General features: G+C 74.6%; 15 protein-coding genes and 1 pseudogene. 10 read left to right on the top strand and 6 right to left on the bottom strand.

What is annotated here, in order from left to right:
* Window positions 1–221: 221 nt before the first annotated feature.
* Window positions 222–1,235, top strand: coding sequence for a tryptophan--tRNA ligase (gene trpS, locus NX801_RS15600; protein WP_258788327.1), 1,014 nt, complete (start codon window positions 222–224; stop codon window positions 1,233–1,235).
* A 204-nt stretch (window positions 1,236–1,439) separates the two neighbouring features.
* Window positions 1,440–2,033: a 2'-5' RNA ligase family protein gene (locus NX801_RS15595; protein ID WP_258788326.1), complete on the top strand. Its 594-nt coding sequence runs from the start codon at window positions 1,440–1,442 to the stop codon at window positions 2,031–2,033.
* Window positions 2,034–2,142: 109 nt separating this feature from the next.
* On the opposite strand, the gene dprE2 is transcribed toward NX801_RS15595, so the two are convergent.
* Both dprE2 and dprE1 read right to left on the bottom strand, forming a co-directional pair.
* Entirely contained in the window at window positions 2,143–2,898 is a 756-nt protein-coding gene (dprE2, locus tag NX801_RS15590; protein ID WP_258788325.1) for a decaprenylphospho-beta-D-erythro-pentofuranosid-2-ulose 2-reductase, read from the bottom strand.
* A gap of 190 nt (window positions 2,899–3,088) precedes the next feature.
* A complete protein-coding gene (gene dprE1 / locus NX801_RS15585) occupies window positions 3,089–4,708 on the bottom strand; it encodes a decaprenylphosphoryl-beta-D-ribose oxidase (protein WP_258788323.1) in 1,620 nt (539 codons plus the stop codon).
* 154 nt (window positions 4,709–4,862) lie between these two features.
* Between dprE1 and NX801_RS31010 the strand changes: the two genes are divergently transcribed.
* From NX801_RS31010 to NX801_RS15565, 4 genes are all read left to right on the top strand, one after another.
* Window positions 4,863–5,855 carry a phosphatase PAP2 family protein gene (locus NX801_RS31010; RefSeq protein WP_428986152.1) on the top strand — a complete coding sequence of 331 codons (993 nt, stop codon included), beginning with the start codon at window positions 4,863–4,865 and terminating at the stop codon, window positions 5,853–5,855.
* On the top strand, window positions 5,852–6,793 hold the full coding sequence (locus NX801_RS15575) for a decaprenyl-phosphate phosphoribosyltransferase (protein WP_258788322.1): 942 nt from the start codon (window positions 5,852–5,854) through the stop codon (window positions 6,791–6,793). Before NX801_RS31010 ends, NX801_RS15575 begins: the two co-directional genes overlap by 4 nt.
* Window positions 6,794–6,900: 107 nt before the next feature.
* A complete protein-coding gene (locus tag NX801_RS15570) occupies window positions 6,901–7,464 on the top strand; it encodes a GtrA family protein (protein WP_428986159.1) in 564 nt (187 codons plus the stop codon).
* Between the two features lie 10 nt (window positions 7,465–7,474).
* Window positions 7,475–8,467, top strand: a complete 993-nt coding sequence (locus tag NX801_RS15565) for a YihY/virulence factor BrkB family protein (protein WP_258788320.1) — start codon at window positions 7,475–7,477, stop codon at window positions 8,465–8,467.
* Between the two features lie 78 nt (window positions 8,468–8,545).
* Here NX801_RS15565 and NX801_RS15560 read toward each other — a convergent pair whose 3' ends face one another.
* Window positions 8,546–9,811 (bottom strand): D-alanyl-D-alanine carboxypeptidase family protein, encoded by a 1,266-nt coding sequence (locus tag NX801_RS15560; RefSeq protein ID WP_258788319.1) that lies wholly within the window; start codon window positions 9,809–9,811, stop codon window positions 8,546–8,548.
* Window positions 9,812–9,896: 85 nt separating this feature from the next.
* Here NX801_RS15560 and NX801_RS15555 point away from each other — a divergent pair, with 85 nt between their 5' ends.
* The 4 genes from NX801_RS15555 to NX801_RS15540 all read left to right on the top strand — a co-directional run bounded on the left by NX801_RS15555 (window position 9,897) and on the right by NX801_RS15540 (window position 14,960).
* A complete protein-coding gene (locus NX801_RS15555; RefSeq protein ID WP_258788318.1) occupies window positions 9,897–10,148 on the top strand; it encodes an SCO4848 family membrane protein in 252 nt (83 codons plus the stop codon).
* 139 nt (window positions 10,149–10,287) lie between these two features.
* Window positions 10,288–11,787: a metallophosphoesterase gene (locus tag NX801_RS15550; RefSeq protein WP_258788459.1), complete on the top strand. Its 1,500-nt coding sequence runs from the start codon at window positions 10,288–10,290 to the stop codon at window positions 11,785–11,787.
* A 263-nt stretch (window positions 11,788–12,050) separates the two neighbouring features.
* Entirely contained in the window at window positions 12,051–14,267 is a 2,217-nt protein-coding gene (locus tag NX801_RS15545; RefSeq protein WP_258788317.1) for an MMPL family transporter, read from the top strand.
* 84 nt (window positions 14,268–14,351) lie between these two features.
* Complete coding sequence (locus NX801_RS15540) at window positions 14,352–14,960, top strand: hypothetical protein (protein WP_258788315.1); 609 nt, start codon at window positions 14,352–14,354, stop codon at window positions 14,958–14,960.
* 73 nt (window positions 14,961–15,033) lie between these two features.
* Here the strand turns inward: NX801_RS15540 and NX801_RS15535 are convergent, their stop codons facing one another.
* The 3 genes and pseudogenes from NX801_RS15535 to NX801_RS31005 all read right to left on the bottom strand — a co-directional run.
* Entirely contained in the window at window positions 15,034–16,491 is a 1,458-nt protein-coding gene (locus tag NX801_RS15535; RefSeq protein ID WP_258788313.1) for a flavin-containing monooxygenase, read from the bottom strand.
* A 134-nt stretch (window positions 16,492–16,625) separates the two neighbouring features.
* A complete protein-coding gene (locus NX801_RS15530; protein WP_258788311.1) occupies window positions 16,626–17,612 on the bottom strand; it encodes an SDR family oxidoreductase in 987 nt (328 codons plus the stop codon).
* Window positions 17,613–17,716: 104 nt separating this feature from the next.
* A pseudogene (locus NX801_RS31005) lies at window positions 17,717–17,791 on the bottom strand (SDR family oxidoreductase); the annotation flags it as partial.
* Window positions 17,792–18,079: the final 288 nt, after the last annotated feature.

Raw genomic sequence — 18,079 nt, 5'->3', positions numbered from 1 at the left:
CGCCCCCCGAACCGCCCCCGCGCCCCCGAACCGCCCCCGCGCCGCCCGCGCGTGCCGCCCGTGCGCTCCCCGTACGGCCCGTGGACGCCGGTCGTGAGCCCCCGGCGCGGCGGGGGAGCGAGCCGCGGGGCACTGTGGTCCTCGTCTCATTCGGGCCCCGCGCCCGCACCCCCGGCCCATCGGCTCCCGAACCGAGGGCGGCACCTGAGAGAATGAACGGCATGGCTTCTGATCGTCCCCGTGTGCTCTCCGGAATCCAGCCGACCGCCGGCTCGTTCCACCTCGGCAACTACCTCGGCGCGGTCCGTCAGTGGGTCGCGCTCCAGGAGACCCACGACGCCTTCTACATGGTCGTGGACCTGCACGCGATCACCGTGCCGCAGGAGCCCGGCGTGCTGCGCGCCAACACCCGGCTCGCCGCAGCCCAGCTCCTCGCCGCCGGGCTCGACCCGGACCGCTGCACGCTCTTCGTCCAGAGCCATGTCCCCGAGCACGCCCAGCTCGCCTGGGTCATGAACTGCCTCACCGGCTTCGGCGAGGCGTCCCGGATGACCCAGTTCAAGGACAAGTCCGCCAAGCAGGGCGCCGACCGGACCACCGTCGGCCTCTTCACCTACCCGGTCCTCCAGGTCGCGGACATCCTGCTCTACCAGGCCGAACAGGTCCCGGTGGGCGAGGACCAGCGCCAGCACATCGAGCTCACCCGCGACCTCGCGGAGCGGTTCAACGCCCGCTTCGGTGAGACGTTCACGGTCCCGGCGCCGTACATCCTCAAGGAGACGGCGAAGATCTACGACCTCCAGGACCCGGCGGTCAAGATGAGCAAGTCGGCCTCCACTCCGAAGGGGCTGATCAACCTGCTGGACGAGCCGAAGGCAACCGCCAAGAAGGTGAAGAGCGCGGTCACCGACACCGATACGGTGATCCGCTACGACGCCGCGAACAAGCCCGGCGTCAGCAACCTGCTGACGATCATGTCCACCCTCACCGGCTCCCCGGTCGCCGATCTGGAGCAGGCGTACGAGGGCAAGATGTACGGCGCCCTCAAGACCGATCTGGCCGAGGTCATGGTGGACTTCGTCACACCGTTCCGGGACCGCACCCAGGGATACTTGGACGACCCCGAGACGCTGGACTCCATCCTGGCCAAGGGAGCCGAGAAGGCGCGCGCCGTCGCCGCCGAGTCGCTCGCCCAGGCGTACGAGAAGGTGGGTTTCCTGCCCGCCAAGCACTGAGCACCCCGGCCCCGTCCGGGGTGGGCCACCCCGGACGGCGGACCACCCCAGGCGGACCGTCCGGGCGAGACCACCCCGGCCACCCGGCCACCCCGGTCAGCCGGCCACCCCGGCCACCCGGCCCGGACGACCTGCCGCCCCGCCCGCACCACCCGACGCACCCGATCCGTCCGCCCGCCCGAACCGTGATGTGAGGAGATTGACGTGGGGACCGTAACGCTCGGCGTTTCGATCGCGGTCCCGGAGCCCTACGGCAGCCTGCTCCAGAAGCGGCGCGCGGACTTCGGGGATCCCGCCGCGCACGGCATCCCCTCGCACATCACCCTGCTGCCGCCGACGGAGACCGAGCGGAACCGGCTGCCCGCCATCGAGGCGCACCTCGCCCGGGTCGCCTCGGAGGGCAGGGCGTTCCCCATGCGGCTCAGCGGTACGGGGACGTTCCGGCCGCTCTCCCCGGTGGTCTTCGTCCAGGTGGTGGAGGGCACCTCCGCCTGCTCCTGGCTCCAGCAGCGGATCCGGGACGCCTCCGGGCCACTGGTGCGGGAGCTCCAGTTCCCGTACCACCCCCATGTCACGGTGGCGCACGGCATCTCCGAGGAGGGGATGGACCGCGCGTACGAGGAGCTGGCCGGGTTCGAGGCCGAGTGGACCGTCGGCTGCTTCGCCCTCCACGAGCAGGGCGCCGACGGGGTCTGGCGCAAGCTGCGGGAGTACGAGTTCGGCGGCAACCGCCCGGTCAAGGGCGTCCCCGCCCAGGGCGGCGCCCCCATCGACGCCCCGGCCCCCACCCACCACTGACCCCGGCCCACCACTGACCGGCCCACCACTGACCGGCCCACCACTGACCCCGGCCCACCACTGACCGGCCCACCGCCGCTCCGGCGCCGGCTCCCGCCCCCGGCGGGCTCTACATCGGCAGCCGGCGGAAGAGCGGGCGCGGCGCGTGCCGCAGCGCCGACATCACCAGCCGCAGCGCCCCCGGCACCCAGACCGTCTCCGAGCGCCGCAGCAGCCCCCGCTCGATCGCCTCGGCCACCGCCTCCGGCTCGGTGGCGAGCGGCGCCTCGGTCAGCCCGGCCGTCATCCGGGTGCGGACGAAACCGGGCCGGACGACCATGACATGCACCCCGGTCCCGTACAGCGCGTCCCCCAGGCCCTGGGTGAAGGCGTCGAGCCCGGCCTTGCTGGAGCCGTAGATGAAGTTGGCCCGGCGGGCGCGCTCGCCGGCCACCGAGGAGAGCACCACCAGCGAGCCGTGCCCCTGGGCCTGGAGCTCCCGGGCGCAGATCAGCCCGGCCGAGACCGCCCCGGTGTAGTTGGTCTGGGCGACCCGTACGGCCGCGAGCGGGTCCGTCTCGTCCTGGCTCTGGTCACCCAGCACCCCGAACGCCAGCAGCACCAGATCGACGTCCCCCTCCGCGAACACCTTGCCGAGCGCCGCCTCGTGGCCCTCCGGCTCCAGGGCGTCGAAGGGGACGGTACGGGCGTCCGCGCCCAGCTCCCGCAGCGAGACGGCCGCCGCCTCCAGCGCGGGCGAAGGCCGCCCGGCCAGCCAGACCGTGCGCACCCGGCGGGCGATCAGCCGGCGGGCGGTGGCCAGACCGATCCCGGAGGTGCCGCCGAGCAGCAGCAGGGACTGGGGCGAGCCGAAGGCGTCCTTCATGACGGGTCACTCCTGAGGCGTGAGGGGCACGGCGAGCGGGCGTGGGGTGCGGGACCGGGCGTGGGGCACGGCGAGCGGGCGGGGGTACGGGACCGGGCGTGGGGCGCGGCGAGCGGGCGGGGGTACGGGACCCGGCCGGGACCCCGTACCGCTCCGGCCCGGTCCCGTACCGCCCCGGCGGGCGGCGGGCTCAGATCCCCAGCCGGCGGGCCAGGTCCGAGGCGAAGACGGCGTGCGGGTCCAGCTCGGCGCGCAGCGCCCGGAAGTCGGCCAGCCGGGGGTACATCGCGGCCAGCAGCTCGGGCCGCAGCCGGGCGTCCTTGGCCAGGTAGACCCGGCCGCCCGCCCCGGCCACCTCCTCGTCCAGCTCGTCCAGGAAGGCGCCGAGGCCCGGCAGCCCGGCCGGGACGTCGAGCGCCAGCGTCCAGCCCGGGCGCGGGAACGACAGCCAGCCGGGGTCGCTCTCCCCGAACCGCTTCAGCACCGCCAGGAACGAGGGGCAGCCCCGGCGCGCGATCCGGCGCACCACCCGGCGCAGGGTCTCCTCCCGGCCGTACGGGACGACGAACTGGTACTGCACGAAGCCGCCGCGCCCGTAGACCCGGTTCCAGTGCGGCAGGCCGTCCAGCGGGTGGAAGAAGGAGCCGAGCCGCTGGAGCGCGCCGGTGCGGCGGCGGGGCGCCCGGCGGTACCAGAGCTCGTTGAAGGCGCCCACCGTCGTCCGGTTGAGCAGCCCGTCCGGGAGGAAGCGGGGGGCGGCCGGCAGCGGGGCACCGGGGCGGAAGGCCAGCGGGGCGCGGCGGGCGCGGCGGGGGAGGGCGTCGAGTGGGGCGTGGTCGCCCCGGGTGAGGACGGCCCGGCCGGTGGCGGCGCCGCGCGCCAGCAGGTCGATCCAGGCGACCGAGTAGCGGTAGTGGTGGTCGGTGGCGGTGAGCCGGGCCATCAGATCGTCCAGGTCCCGGGCCCGCTCGGTGTCCACCCGCATCAGCGAGGTCTCGACCGGCAGCAGCCGCAGGGTGGCGGAGAGGACCGCCCCGGTGAGCCCCATGCCCCCGGTGGTGGCGTCGAAGAGGTCGCTGCCGGGCCGTACGGTCCGGATGCCGCCGTCGGCGGTGAGCAGCTCGAAGGCGTCCAGATGGCGGCCGAAGGAGCCGGAGACATGGTGGTTCTTGCCGTGGATGTCGGCGGCGATCGCCCCGCCGACGGTCACCTGGCGGGTGCCGGGGGTCACCGGGACGAACCAGCCGAGCGGCAGCAGCATCCGCGTCAGCCGGTGCAGACTGGTGCCCGCCTCGCAGACGACCCGGCCGGCGCGGGCGTCGAGCGACCTCACCCGGGCGAGCCCGGTCAGATCCAGGACCGTGCCGCCGGCGTTCTGCGCGGCGTCGCCGTACGCCCGGCCGAGCCCCCGGGCGATGAACCCCCGCCCGGCTCCCGGCGCGGCGCGGTCCCGGACGGCCGCCACCAGCTCGTCCCGGTCCCGGGGCCGCAGCACCCGGGCGACGGTGGGCGCCGTCCGCCCCCAGCCGGTGACCGGCAGCCAGTCGCCCTCCTGGGGGTCGGCGGACCGGTGATCGGCGGACAGCGGATCGGCCCCGGCGGGCGACCCGTCAGCGGGCGATCCGTCGGTGGGAGAGCCGTTGACGGTGGGGCCGTCGGGGGAGGAACCAGCGGTCGAGGAACCGTCAGCGCTGGGGCCGCCGGGGGAGGAACCGTCGGGCGAGAGGCCGTCAGCCGGGGGGCCGTCGGTGGGGGCGCCTTCGGCGCGGTGCGGCAGGGGGGCGGGTCCGGTGGTGGTGTCGGCGGACATGGGGGCGACCGTATCGCCGCATACGTCCCTTTACCGGCTTTGATGGCCGACTCGCCGGAATGGGTGATTAAACGAGTGTCATAAAAAGATTGCCGTGCCGTCCGCCGGGCCCCGGGTCAGAGTCGCCCTGGAGCACCGAGGAGAGGGGCGGCGGATGCGCGGTGTCGATCGGACGAGCGGCTGGGCCCGGCGGTTGGCCGGTGCCGACCGGTGGCTGCTCGCCGTGGCGCAGGGCCGGGGGCGGCGCATCCCGGGGGTGGTGGCGTCCGCGCGGGCACTGTCGTACGGGGGCGAGCACGCGGCGCTCTGGCTGGCGGCCGGCTGCGCGGGGGCGCTGGCCGACCGGGACCGGCGCGGCGCCTGGCTGCGCGGTACGGCCCTGGTCGCCGCCACCCAGCTGACCAGCAGCGGCCTGAAGCACCTGGTCCGCCGGGCCCGCCCGGCCGGTCCGGTGCGGCCGCTGGTCTCCACGGCCGGGCGGTACGCGTTCCCGAGCTCGCACGCCGCCTCGGCGACCGCCGCCGCCGTGACCTTCGGCGCGCTGGGCGGCCCGGCGGTGCGGCGGCTCCTGCGGCCGGCCGCCGCCGCGATGTGCCTCTCCCGTCTGGTGGTGGGCGTCCACCACCCGGCCGATGTGGCGGCCGGCGCCCTGCTGGGCGCCCTCACCGCCACCGCCGGCCGCCACCGGCTCCGGGGCGGGACGGCCACCGGGACGGCGGTCGGGACGCCCGGCCGGGTGACCACGACGGCCGGGGGTCCCGGCCGGGCGTCCGGGACGGGCACGGCACCCACGACGACCGGGGCGCCCGGCCGGGCGGCCACCACGGAGGACGGCCCCGCCCCCGGCGCCTCCGGCACGGATCCCGCCCCCGGCGCCTCCGGCACGGATCCCGTCTCCGTCACGGCCCCCGCGTCCGAGGACCCCGCCGAGGGCCCCGCCCCGGACTTCGCCCCCGTGACGGGTCCCGCCCCGGACTCCGCTCCCGCCGAAGGCCCTGCCCCGGGCCCCGCCCGCCCGCTGCTCCCCGTGCTGCCCATCGGGCCCGTCGCCGTCTCCCGTGGCTGCGGCGCCGCCGCGCCCTGCGGGCCCGGTGAGGACGGGGGCTCCACCCCCTGCGGCTGCCGGCGCACCCGGGGCGGGGCATGACCGAGCGCACCGCCGTACTGGAGCCGTCCCGGCCCGCGCGGCGGGCGGCCGGGGCGGGCGGCCTGCTGCCCGGGCTGCTGCGCACCGCGCGGCCCCGCCAGTGGGTGAAGAACCTCCTGGTGGCCGCCGCGCCCGCCGCCGCCGGCCAGTTGGGCTCCCGGCACACGGCCCTCCAACTGGCGCTGGTCTTCGTGCTGTTCACCGCCGCGGCGGCGGCCGTCTACCTGGTCAACGACGCCGTGGACGCCGAGGCCGACCGCGCCCACCCGGTCAAGTGCCGCCGCCCGGTGGCCGCCGGAGAGGTCCCGCTCCCGGTGGCGTACGGCACCGGGGCCACCCTCGCGACCGGTTCGGTGGCCGGGGCCGCCGTCCTCTGCAACACCCTGACCGCCGCGCTCCTCACCGCGTACCTGGTGATGCAACTCGCCTACTGCGTACGGCTGAAGCACATCCTCGTCGTGGATCTGGCCGTAGTGACCACCGGCTTCCTGCTCCGGGCGATGATCGGCGGGATCGCCCTCGCCATCCCGCTCTCCCGCTGGTTCCTCATCACCACCGGCTTCGGCGCGCTCTTCATGGTCTCGGCCAAGCGCTACTCGGAGGCGGTCCAGATGGCCGGCCGGGGCGGCGCCACCCGGGCGCTGCTCACCGAGTACACCACCGGCTATCTGCGGTTCGTCTGGCAGCTCGCCGCCGGGGTGGCCGTGCTCGGCTACTGCCTCTGGGCGCTGGAGAGCGGCGGCACCGCCAATGGCTCGCTGCTGCCCTGGCGCCAGCTCTCCATGATCGCCTTCATCCTCGCCGTCCTGCGGTACGCGGTCTTCGCCGACCGGGGCACGGCCGGCGCCCCCGAGGACGTGGTGCTCCGGGACCGCCCGCTCGCCGTCATCGGACTGGTCTGGCTGGCCATGTACGGGATGGCGGTGGCGGACCTGTGAGGCTCGCCGCCCTCCGTGCCGGCCGGGGCCTCCGTACCGTACGGGCTCTCCGCGCCGGAGGGAGCCTCCGTGCCGTACGGGCTCTCCGCGCCGCACGGGGCCTCCGTATCGCGGGGGCCGCAGGGGCCGGACGGGCTCCGTGGACCGCTCCCCGTGCGGCACGCGCCACCGAGCTGGCCGGCTTCCTGACCGCCGGGCTCGCCGCGTACGCCGCCGATCTGGCCCTCTTCCTCTGGCTGCGCGGCTCACTGGGCCAGGACCCGCTGACCGCGAAGGCCCTCGCCTTCCTGGCCGGCTGCACCGTCGCGTACCTGGGCAACGCGCTCGGCCCGTACCGGCGCGAAACCCGGGGCGACGGCGGGAACGGCGGCGACGGCGGTGACAGCAGTGACAACGGCGGTGACGGCAGCGGCATTGACGACAGCGGCAACGGCGTCCCCGGCCCCGCTCTCGCTCCCACCCGCCATCTCCTCCGCTACGGCGCCTTCTTCGCCGTCAACGCGGCCGGCGCGGCGGTCCAGCTCGGCTGTCTGGCCCTCTCGCACTACGGGCTCGGGCTCACCTCCCCGCGCGCCGACGCGGTCTCGGGGCTCGGCGTCGGCATGGTCCTCGCCACCGGTCTGCGGTTCTGGGGGACGAGAACCTTGGTCTTCGGCGGCTCACGAGGGTAGGGGCACCACCATGGACTGGCTCACCAAGCTTCCCGTCGTCGGCCCCTGGCTGGCGCGCCTGATGCGTACGCACGCCTGGCGTTCGTACGAGACCCTCGACCGGGTCCACTGGACCCGGCTGGCGGCCGCGATCACCTTCCTGAGTTTCCTCGCCCTCTTCCCGCTGATCACGGTCGCCGCCGCGGCGGGCGCCGCGCTGCTCAGCCCGGACCGGGTGAAGAGCCTGGAGGACAAGATCGGTGAACAGGTGCCGGGCATCTCCGAACAGCTCGACATCGGAGCGCTGGTGGACAACGCCGGGACCATCGGGCTGATCGGTGGCGCCGCGCTGCTCTTCACCGGTGTCGGCTGGGTCGGCTCGATGCGCGACTGCCTGCGGGCGGTCTGGGAGCTGGACGACGTGGACGAGGGCAACCCGGTCGTCCGCAAGGCCAAGGACGCCGGGATCCTGCTGGGACTGGGCGCCACCGGGCTCGCCTCGATGGCCGCCTCCGGGCTCGGCGCCACCGCCGTGGGCTGGACCGCCGAGCGGCTCGGCATCCCGGAGGGCGGCGCCGGCGGGGTGCTGCTCCAGGTCGCCGGGGTGGTCGTCGGCGCGCTGGCCAACTTCCTGATCCTGCTCTATCTGCTCACCCTGCTGCCCGGCGTCCATCCGCCGCGCCGCCGGCTGATCGTCGCCGGGGTGGTCGGCGCCATCGGCTTCGAACTGCTGAAGCTGCTGCTCGGCGGCTATATGAAGGGCGTGGCGGCGAAGTCCATGTATGGCGCCTTCGGGGTGCCGGTCGCCCTGCTGCTGTGGATCAATTTCACCGCCAAGCTGCTGCTCTACTGCGCCGCCTGGACCGCCACCCGCTCCAAGGCGGAGACGTCCGCCGGGACGCCTTCCGAATCCCCCGCCGGAACACCCGCTGGAACACCTGCTGGAACGCCCGCAGGACCGGACGCAGGACCGGATGTGCAAGGGCCCTCGCGGAAGGGCGGCGGCACCGGCCGGCCGGGCTGACAGCGGCCACCCGCAGGCCCGGTTCCTTCCGCCTCCCGCCCGGCCCCGCGTGGGCCGGGCGGGGCCGGTGGCACCCCGCTACTTGCGCGGCAGCTTGCGGGCCAGGTGGGGGAGTGGCCAGCGCTTGTTGACCAGGAAGATCCCGCCTGCCAGCACCGCCAGCACCCCGCCGGTCACTCCCAGCGCCGTACCCACACCGGTGGAACCGCCCGGGGCGACCGCGTCGTGGTGCCCGGCCGCGTGGTCGCCCCCGCCGCCGGGGCCGGTCCCCTCGGCCGTACCGGAGCCGTCACCCGATCCCGTACCGGCGGACTTCGGCGCCACCAGTTCCCCGACCGGCTTCACCTTGCCGGAGGCCGCGAAGCCCCAGTCCAGCAGCCGCTGGGCCTCCATGTAGACGGCGTGGCTCTCCTTCGGGGACGGGTTCATCACCGTGACCAGCAGCACCCGGCCGTTCCGCTCGGCCACCCCGGTGAAGGTCGCGCCCGCGTGGGTGGTGTTGCCGTTCTTGACGCCCGCCATGCCCTGGTACGGAGCTATCCCGAAGTCACCGGTGAGCAGCCGGTTGGTGTTGGCGATCTCGAACGTCTCGCGCTTCTTGCCCGGCTTCTTCTCGCCCGGGAACTGCGCGCGGGCGGTGGAGCAGTACTCCCGGAAGTCCTGGTTCTGCATGCCGCTGCGGGCGATCAGGGTGAGGTCGTACGCGGACGAGACCTGGCCCTCGGCGTCGTACCCGTCCGGCGAGACCACATGGGTGTCCAGCGCCTGGAGCTCGTCGGCGCGGGCGTTCATGTCCCGCACCGTCTTGGGGACGCCGCCGTTCATGGCGGAGAGCACATGCACCGCGTCGTTCCCGGAGCGCAGGAAGACGCCCAGCCACAGATCGTGGACGCTGTAGCTCTGCTTCTCCTTCACCCCGACCAGGCTGGAGCCCTCCCCGAGCCCGGTCAGGTCCTGCGGGGTGACCGTGTGCACCTGGGTCTTGGGCAGCCGGGGCAGCACGGTGTCCGCGAAGAGCATCTTCAGGGTGGACGCCGGGGGCAGCCGCCAGTGCGCGTTGTGCGAGGCGAGTACGTCTCCGCTCTCGGCGTCCGCGACGATCCAGGAGCGCCCGGTCACCTGCTTGGGCAGCACCGGGACGCCCGGCGCCAGGTTCACCTGGGTGCCCGCCCGGCCCAGCAGTGATCCGCCGACCGTGGACATGACGGCTGGCGGCTTCGGCTGGCGCTCCTCCTTGGCCGGGTCCTTCCCTGGACCCGGGGCGGCCGACGCGGGGACGGCGACCGCGAGGGGCAGCACGGCGGCAGCGGCGATCACCGCTGCGGTCTTTTTCAGTACGGACACGGTCGGAAACGTACCTTTACCGGTCACCGAGACCGGCACCCCACCCCGCAGGAACCCCGGACGGCGGGACGGCGATACTGGCTCCATGAAGCTCAGCCGCTCCGCCTCCTGGTTCCTGCTCGCATTCGGGGTGTGGAGCTGGTTCATCTGGATCACTTTCGTCAAAAACCTCTGGAACGACGGGAGCGGGCTCGCCTTCGACGACGCCGGTGACCCGACCGCCTACTTCTGGGTGCATCTGCTGCTCGCCATCACGTCCTTTGTTCTGGGGACGGTGATCGGGGTCATCGGGTTGCGTGCCGTCCGCGCGTCGCGCCGGGAAAAAACCGGCGAATAGCCGATTAGCCGGTCAGTAGGCGCACCAAGAACCATCACCTTCGGTCGTCACCGACCACAATCGATCAGCTTTCGATCATTCAGAGCGGGCAGTTCAGAGGGGCAGGGAGGAGCCGGCCGTGCTGGTCGTCCTGGTGGTCATGGTGGTCGTCCTCGCCCTGCTCGGCGCGGTGCACTGGTACGTCTGGCGCAGGCTGGTCCGCGATGTGACCCGCCCGGGTGGCGCCGTGCGCCGGATCGGCGCCGGGGTCCTGGTCCTGCTCCCCCTGCTCTCGGTCGGCGCCCTGGTCGCGGGCCGCGCGGGTGCCCCCTTCTGGCTGGAGCGGATACTCGCCTGGCCCGGCTACCTCTGGCTCGCCCTGCTGCTCTACCTGGTGCTGGCCCTGCTCGTGGGCGAGGCCGTCCGCCCCCTGCTCCTCCGCCTCCTCCCCGCCGCCTCCGGAGCTGGGGCCCCGCCCGCCACCGACGCCCCTGAGCCGGAGGCCGCGCCCGCTGCTGAGGCCGCTGCCCCGGAGGCCCCCGGCCCGGAGGCCCCGCCCATCCCAGTGGCCCCGTCAGGTTCGGCGGCCCCGCCCGCCACCGACGCCCCTGAGCCGGAGGCCGCGCCCGCTGCTGAGGCCGCTGCCCCGGAGGCCGCGGAGGCCGTCGCCCCGGACGCCCGGCCCACCCCGCCCCCCGCCCGGCCCGCGCCCGTCCGGACGGCCTCCGCCGGGACGGCCCCCGACCCGGCGGTCGGCCCGGCAGCCGGTTCGCCCGGTGCGGCCGGCTCGGCCAGCGGGGCCGGCCCGGCCGACGTCCCCCGGCGCAACGGCCCCGTCTCCCGCCGCCTCTTCGTCTCCCGCATCGTCGGCGGCACGGCGGCGGCCGCCGCCGTGGGCACGGTCGCCCACGGCGCCCATGGTGTCCTGCGCGGTCCCCGCCTCAAGCGGATCACCGTACCGCTGGCCAAGCTCCCGCGCGCGGCGCACGGCTACCGGATCGCCGTGGTCAGCGACATCCACCTGGGGCCGATCCTGGGCCGGGCCCACACCCAGCGGATCGTGGACACCATCAACGGCGCCCAGCCCGACCTGGTGGCCGTCGTCGGTGACCTGGTCGACGGCAGCGTGGCCGACCTGGGTCCGGCCGCCGAACCCCTGGCCCGGCTGGAGGCCCGGCACGGCAGCTTCTTCGTCACCGGCAACCACGAGTACTTCTCCGGTGCCGCCCAGTGGGTGGACCACGTCCGTGAGCTGGGCCTGCGCCCCCTGGAGAACCAGCGCGTCGAGCTGCCCGGCTTCGATCTGGCCGGGGTCAACGACGTGGCCGGCGAGTCCGAGGGCCAGGGGCCCGACTTCGCCGCCGCTCTGGGCGACCGGGACCGTGCCCGCACCGCCGTGCTCCTCGCCCACCAGCCGATCGTCATCGACGAGGCCGTACGCCACGGGGTGGACCTCCAGCTCTCCGGCCACACCCACGGCGGCCAGCTCTGGCCCGGCAACTACCTGGCCGAGCTGGCCAATCCCACCGTCGCCGGGCTGGAACGCTACGGCGACACCCAGCTCTACGTCAGCCGGGGCGCCGGCGCCTGGGGTCCGCCCGTCCGCGTCGGCGCCCCCTCCGACATCACCCTGGTCCAGCTCGCCAGCCGCCAGGCGTGACGGCCCGGGCGCGGCGCGCCCCGCGCCGCGCGGGCTGTCGGACGACGTGAGCTGTCGGACGACGTGAGCCGTCGGGCGGCCCGTGCCGCGCGAATCGCCGGACGACGCGAGGCGGTCGGGCGGGCCGGGCGGGAGAGCGCCACCGGCCATGGTAGCTTCATGCACTCGCATCATGACTCTTCGTGTTCATGCGGAGAGGATGGACGGTGTGCCGGTGGTTTCGCCGAGGCCGTCGATTCCCAGGAGCCGAAAGGCAGGAACTGGTGGCCGATGGCCCGGCGGGGGTCTCCGCCGAGAAGTTCAGCGGGTCCCGGTGGGACGGCGCGACGGACCGGCTCACCCGCACAGCGGTGGGCCGGGGCCGGCTGATCATGGCGTTGTGGGCCGCTCTGGTGGTGGCGTCGTGCGCGTTCGCGTTCATGCGGCCGGAGAGTTTCGGTGCCCCCGCCCTGACCGTCCCCGGCTCCGAATCCCAGCGGGCCGCCGCCCTGGTGGCCCGTGGGATGCCGGGGCTGGGGACCGAGCAGATGATGCTGGCCTTCACCTCGTCGTCCCTGCGGGTGGAGGACGAGGCGTACCAGCGGGCGATGGCGGCGACGGTCCGGGAACTGGACGAGGAGCCCGGAGCGGGGGAGGTCGTACCGCTCCCCGGGGAGACACGCCCGGGCTCTCGTCACGCCTACCTGCTCCTGGGCATGCCGGGCGGTCAGGGAGAGCGTCAAGCGGCGTTGCCCCGGGTGGCCGACGCGGCCCGGCACGCGGCCGAGTCGGCCTCACGGGGGCGCGTGACGGTCTCGCTGACCGGAGTGACGCCCGTCTTCACCGAGCTGGCCCGTTCGGACCTGCGTGAACTGCGGACGATCGAATGCTTCACGGTACCGGTGGCGGCCCTGGTGCTCGCGGTCGGCATGGGCTCACTCGGCGCGGCGCTGGTGCCCCTGCTGGTGGCCGGGGCCGGCATCGCGGTGAGCGTGGGAACACTGGCGGTGCTCGGGCCGGTACGGCCCGTCGACACCGTCATGCTCGCGGTGGCCACCACGGTCGGGCTGGGGCTCGGGCTGGACTACGCGCTGCTGATCCTCATGCGGTACCGGCAGTCCCGGGAGCGCGGGGAGCCGCCCGGGGAGGCGATGGCCCGGGCGATGGCCACCGCGGGCCGTTCGGTCCTCTGGTGCGGCGCGGCCGTCCTCGTCACCGCTTCGGCACTGCTGACGGTTCCCGTGCCGGTGGCGCGCGGTATCGGCCTCACCGCCCTGATCACCACCCTGGTGACACTGGCCGGGGCACTCACCTTGTTGCCCGCCGTCCTGCCGCGCCTCGACCCCTGGCTGGACGCCGGTTCGCTGCGCCGCCGGACGAGCCGGGGGGCCGGGTCCCTCTGGGTGCGCTGGGCCCACCACCTGATGCGGCGCCCGTGGCCGTACCTGCTCGGTGTCACGACGGCGCTGCTGCTGGCCACGGCGCCGGTCGCCGGCCTGCGCCTCGGCATGCATGTGGACCGGGGCAGCGTCGCCGCGAGCGACACCGGCCGGGGCCTGGCCCGGATGGAGGCGGACGGCATCGCCGGCGTCACCCTGATCGCCCTGCCGCACCCGCCGGAGGACGGCCCGGTCGACACGGAGGCCCTGCTGGACGCCCTGCGGGCGGACCCCCGGGTCGCCCTGGTCACCGCCATGGACAACGGGAAGGACCTCACCCTCGTGGAAGTGGGGGAGCGCTTCCCCGCCGACAGCGCCACGGCAGCCGCTCTGGCACGGCACATCCGCGCCGCCGCCCCCGGTCTGCTGCCGGACCGGCAGCCGGTGCTGACCGGCGGTCCCGCCGCCACGCTGACAGACCTCAGGAGCAGCGTGGTCGCCGCCGTGTGGCGGGTCGCCGCCATCGTCCTGGCGGGCACCTTCCTCCTGCTGCTGGTCCTCTTCCGGAGTCTGCTGATCCCGCTCAAGGCCATCGCGATGAACCTGCTGACCGTGGGGGCCGCCCTGGGGCTGCTCGGGCTCACCGCCGGGCACCTGGGAGGAAACGGCGAAGTCAACGTCATCGTCCCCCTGTTGGCGGTGACCATTGTCTTCGGCCTGTCCATGGACTACGAGGTCTTCCTGGTCCATCGCATCGCCGAGCACTACCGCTCCGGCGGGGACAACCGTGCCGCGGTCGCCCACGGACTGCGGCACACGGCCCGGCCGGTCACCCTGGCGGCAGCCGTCATGTCCGTCGTCTTCCTGGGCCTGATGGCCAGCGGCCGCAGCGAGTTGCGACAGGAGGGCTTCGCCGTCGCCGTCGCCGTCTTCCTGGACGCCACCGTCGTCCGTATGGTGCTGGTCCCCTCGCTCATGCGTCTGCTGGGCCACCGCAACTGGTGGCTGCCGCCTCCACTGGCGCGGGTCCTGCCCCCGGTCTCCCCTCGGGGCACCGGCGTACCGGCCCCCCGCGAGCGCGCACCCGCGACCGGGGTCCGCGACCGTACCGCTGCTCCCTGATCACCGCTCCGCCGCCCGCCGCCCGCCGGCCACCGCTCCGCCGCCCGCCGAACACCGCTTCGTCCGTCCCTGGAAAGGAACCTCATGGCCGTCTCTCCTCGTACCTCCCGCGCGCCGTTCTCCTCGTGGACCGCCCGGTCCGCCGCGGTGGCCGTGCTCGTCACCGCCACCCTCCTGGCCGCGACGACGACCGCCGGCGGTGCCGCCGCCCCGCGCGCCCAGGCCGGAGGCCGCAGCCTCGCCTGCCGGGCCGCCACGCCCGCCGGACACCCGATCACGCTCAGTCCCGCGCTGGGCCTCACCCCGCGCACCGTCAAGCTCGCGGGCGAGCTGTCCTTCACCGGCTGTTCCTCGCCCGACGGTACGCACCGGCGCGTGCGCAGCGGCATGGCCACCCTCCGTGGTTCGGGGCGCGCCAGTTGCTCCGAGACGAGCGGTATCAGCGGGGAGATGTCCGTCAGGTGGTACGACGGGAACGGGCGCCGGATCGGCACCTCCACCGTCCGGCCGTCCGGTTCCAAGCTGACCAGCCGCAACCCGGGTGACGCCCTGCTGACCGGCGAGGTCGTCCGGGGCACGCTCTCCGGCGCCCGGGTCTCCGGCAGCGCCACCCCCACCAGTGACGTCACCCGGTGCGCCAAGTCCGGGCTGCGGAGCCTCACCGGCCGCGGATCGGTCCGCTTCACGTCCTGAGCCAGGGCGCCGGCCGCTCCCGGGCCGCTCAGGAGCCAGGGCGCCGATGCCCGCTCCGGGGCGCTCCCGGCGCTCAGGTGTCCAGGGGCCGTACGCGGTGCCCGTCCGCGCGGAAGCTCCGTGTCCGGGCCCGGTAACTCGCCACCGAGCCCGGCCACAGGGCCGTGTTGTGGCCGTGTTCGCCGTCCAGGTACCAGCTGTCGCAGCCGCCGGACTCCCAGACGGTGTGCCGCATGCGCCGGCGGACCCGGTCGGCATGGGCGTGCTGGGTACCGGGCAGCACCTCGACCTCGGCGAGGCCGTGACGTTCGAGGTGCGCCAGGCAGCTCGTCACATAGCCGAGCTGGGCCTCCAGCATCAGCGTCAACGAGGAGTGCCCGAGGCCGCTGTTGGGGCCGAGCAGCAGGAACAGGTTGGGGAAGCCGGCCACCATGACGTTGTGGTGTGCCGACATCCCGGGACGCCAGGTCTCCGCCAGGCGCCGGCCGGCACGGCCGGTGATCCGCTCCGCGACGGCCGGCCGGCCGGCCGTGAACCCCGTGCCGAAGACGATCAGATCGGCCGCCCGGGTGCTGCCGTCGCGGGTGACGATCGCTCCCGCGGTGATGTGGTCGACGGGATCGGTGACCAGTTCGACGCCGGACCGCTGGAGCGCGGGGTAGTAGTCGTTGGACAGCACCACGCGCTTGCAGCCGAAGCGGTAGTCCGGTGTCAGACGACGGCGCAGGGCCCGGTCGGCCACCTGACGGCGGCGGTGGAGGTGCGCGAGGGCTTCCAGCCCGGGGCCGAGGATCCGCCGGAGCGGTCCAGTGAAGCCGAGCACCCAGCTCTCGCGATACCAGTAGACGGCCGTCCTGGCCAGCCGGCGCAGCCGGGGGAACCGCCGGTACAGGGCGGCCTCGGCCGGCCGCACCCGGCGCCCCAGGCGGGGCAGCACCCAGGGAGGGGTGCGCTGGTAGACGGTGAGCGACGCGGCCCGCGCCGCGAGCGGGGGAACGCACTGGACGGCCGAGGCTCCGGTCCCGATGACCGCGACATGTTTCCCCGCCGGGTCCCAGCCGCCGACCCAGCGCGAGGTGTGGAAGGCGTCGCCGCCGAAGGTGTCGAGACCGGGGATGCCCGGGACGTGGGGGCGGTCGAGGAATCCGGTGGCGACGATCAGATGCCGGGCGCGACACCGGAAGCCGGACGCCTGGACGTACCAGAGTCCCACCTCGTCACTCCAGCGGGCCTCCAGCACTTCGCAGTTCAGGCGGAGACGCGCACCGAGCCGGAGTCCGTCCGCGCACTCCCGCAGATGATGAAGGATCTCCTCGGCGGCCGGTGGCGTCGAACTCCACCGCGGGGCGGGGCCGAAGGAGTAGGCGTACAGGAGTCCGGGCACGTCACAGGCGGCGCCCGGATAGCGGTTGTCACGCCAGGTGCCGCCGATGTCGTCGGATCGTTCCAGGACGACGAAGTCCCGGATTCCGGCCTGTTGGAGACGGATGGCGGCACCGAGTCCGGCCAGGCCCGCGCCGACGATCAGCACCTGGTGATCCCCGCCGGGCGGCCGACCGGCCCCGGGCCCGGACGGGGCCGCCGGGACGGACCGTGGTGGCTTGGGGCCGTCCGGCGGGCCCGTGGCGCCGGAGCCGGGGGCGCCCGGAGCGCCGGTTCCGGTGCTCATCCGGCCGGCTGTGCCGCGAGCGAGGGAAGCCGCTCTCTCACGGCCTCATAGGCGAACGTGCGCGTCAGGTAGTCCTGGTCGATCGGTTCCGGCCCCGGGAGATCACCGACGAGCGACAGCAGGTTGGCGCGGTCGTAGGTGCGGCGGTGCGTGGCGAACCGCAGCAGCGGCGCGATGTGCTGCTGGATCGCGGCCTCGTAGCGGTTGGGGTCGGGGACGGACGGCTCCAGGGTGAGCCGGAGCCCGGGGTAACGGGATGCCAGGGCCGCGAACGCGACCTTGAGGCCGGTGTCCACCGGGTGGGTCACGTGCAGGGTGCGCAGACCGGACGAACCGGCCCGCGCGTGGACCGCCCTCACCATGGCACGTGCGGCGTAGTCCACTTGCAGCATGTTGATGGTGGCGTCGGGGTCCCCGGTGAGGCGCAGACGCAGCACGTGACCGCTGCGGTGGGTACGGGCCAGCAGGCGGTCGGCCACCCTGGCGGTGCCCGCCTTGGCACGCAGCATGTCGTCGATGGTCCTGGAGAGGACGTCGAGCGGTTGGCCGGGAAGACCGGCGGGCGTGCTCCGGTCCGCCACCAGCAGGCTCGGCCGCAGCACGGTCGCGGTACGGCCGGTCGCCCCCGCCCACGCCCGTACCAGCCGCTCGGCGGTGTACTTGGATTCCTCGTAGTACGTCATGAAGCCGTCGGCCTCGCGGAGGTCCTCCTCGGCGATCCGGCCGTGGTCGCGCCGGCCCGCGACGAACGCGGTGCTGATGTGCGCCAGTTGGGCGCCGGGTGCCTCGTCGAGCAGTCCCAGGACCCGGCGGACCCCCAGCACGTTGGTGACATGGAGGGGGGCCGGGTCGCCCTCCAGGGCCAGGCGCGCGGCGCCGTGCCAGACCGTGGTGAGCCCGTCGAGGGCCGTGGCGCGGTCCCGGGGGGAGAGGCCCAGGGCGGGTTCGTCCAGGTCGCCGCTGACGCAGCGCACCCGGTCCATGGCCGCCGGGGGAGCGCGGGCCCGGCCGTCCGGCCGACGACGCCCTCGACGCGCGCCCGGAGGTCCGCCGCCGTGCCCCGCCCCAGCACGGTGATCGCCTCCCCCGAGCCGTCGGCCAGGAGTTCGCGCAGAAGGCGGCAGCCGAGAAAGCCGGTCGCGCCGGTCACCAGGACGGACATGGGGCACAGCTCCTTGAAGTGGTGTGTCATGGGGCGGACGAGCGCGGAGACCGCGATGGTAGGTCTCCCGGTCCGGTCCGGAGGCGAGCGGGAACGGCGGCACGGCGACCTGCACTCCAAAGGATGGGGAAACACGGAGCGCCGCCGCGATCACCCGTGAGCGTGAAATGCCTGATTCCCGCGCCGACTTCGGCGCCGCCTGCCGTGTCCCGGTGGGGAATCGTGCAATAACGAGTCGGCCTCCCGGGCAGTCCGGGCCGCTCGGCGCGGTCCGATTCGAGAAAGGCC

This window comes from Streptomyces pyxinae, from assembly GCF_024756275.1.
Classification (GTDB): domain Bacteria; phylum Actinomycetota; class Actinomycetes; order Streptomycetales; family Streptomycetaceae; genus Streptomyces; species Streptomyces pyxinae.
Note: the sequence above shows the minus strand (reverse complement) of the source record. Positions and strands in the feature narration are given on the sequence as shown.

Coding starts and splice junctions, on each gene's coding strand:
- trpS (WP_258788327.1), top strand. CDS start 222: ATGGCTTCTGATCGTCCCCGTGTGCTCTCCGGAATCCAGCCGACCGCC.
- dprE2 (WP_258788325.1), bottom strand. CDS start 2,898: ATGAAGGACGCCTTCGGCTCGCCCCAGTCCCTGCTGCTGCTCGGCGGC.
- dprE1 (WP_258788323.1), bottom strand. CDS start 4,708: ATGTCCGCCGACACCACCACCGGACCCGCCCCCCTGCCGCACCGCGCC.
- NX801_RS31010 (WP_428986152.1), top strand. CDS start 4,863: ATGCGCGGTGTCGATCGGACGAGCGGCTGGGCCCGGCGGTTGGCCGGT.
- NX801_RS15575 (WP_258788322.1), top strand. CDS start 5,852: ATGACCGAGCGCACCGCCGTACTGGAGCCGTCCCGGCCCGCGCGGCGG.
- NX801_RS15565 (WP_258788320.1), top strand. CDS start 7,475: ATGGACTGGCTCACCAAGCTTCCCGTCGTCGGCCCCTGGCTGGCGCGC.
- NX801_RS15555 (WP_258788318.1), top strand. CDS start 9,897: ATGAAGCTCAGCCGCTCCGCCTCCTGGTTCCTGCTCGCATTCGGGGTG.
- NX801_RS15550 (WP_258788459.1), top strand. CDS start 10,288: ATGGTGGTCGTCCTCGCCCTGCTCGGCGCGGTGCACTGGTACGTCTGG.
- NX801_RS15540 (WP_258788315.1), top strand. CDS start 14,352: ATGGCCGTCTCTCCTCGTACCTCCCGCGCGCCGTTCTCCTCGTGGACC.
- NX801_RS15530 (WP_258788311.1), bottom strand. CDS start 17,612: ATGGACCGGGTGCGCTGCGTCAGCGGCGACCTGGACGAACCCGCCCTG.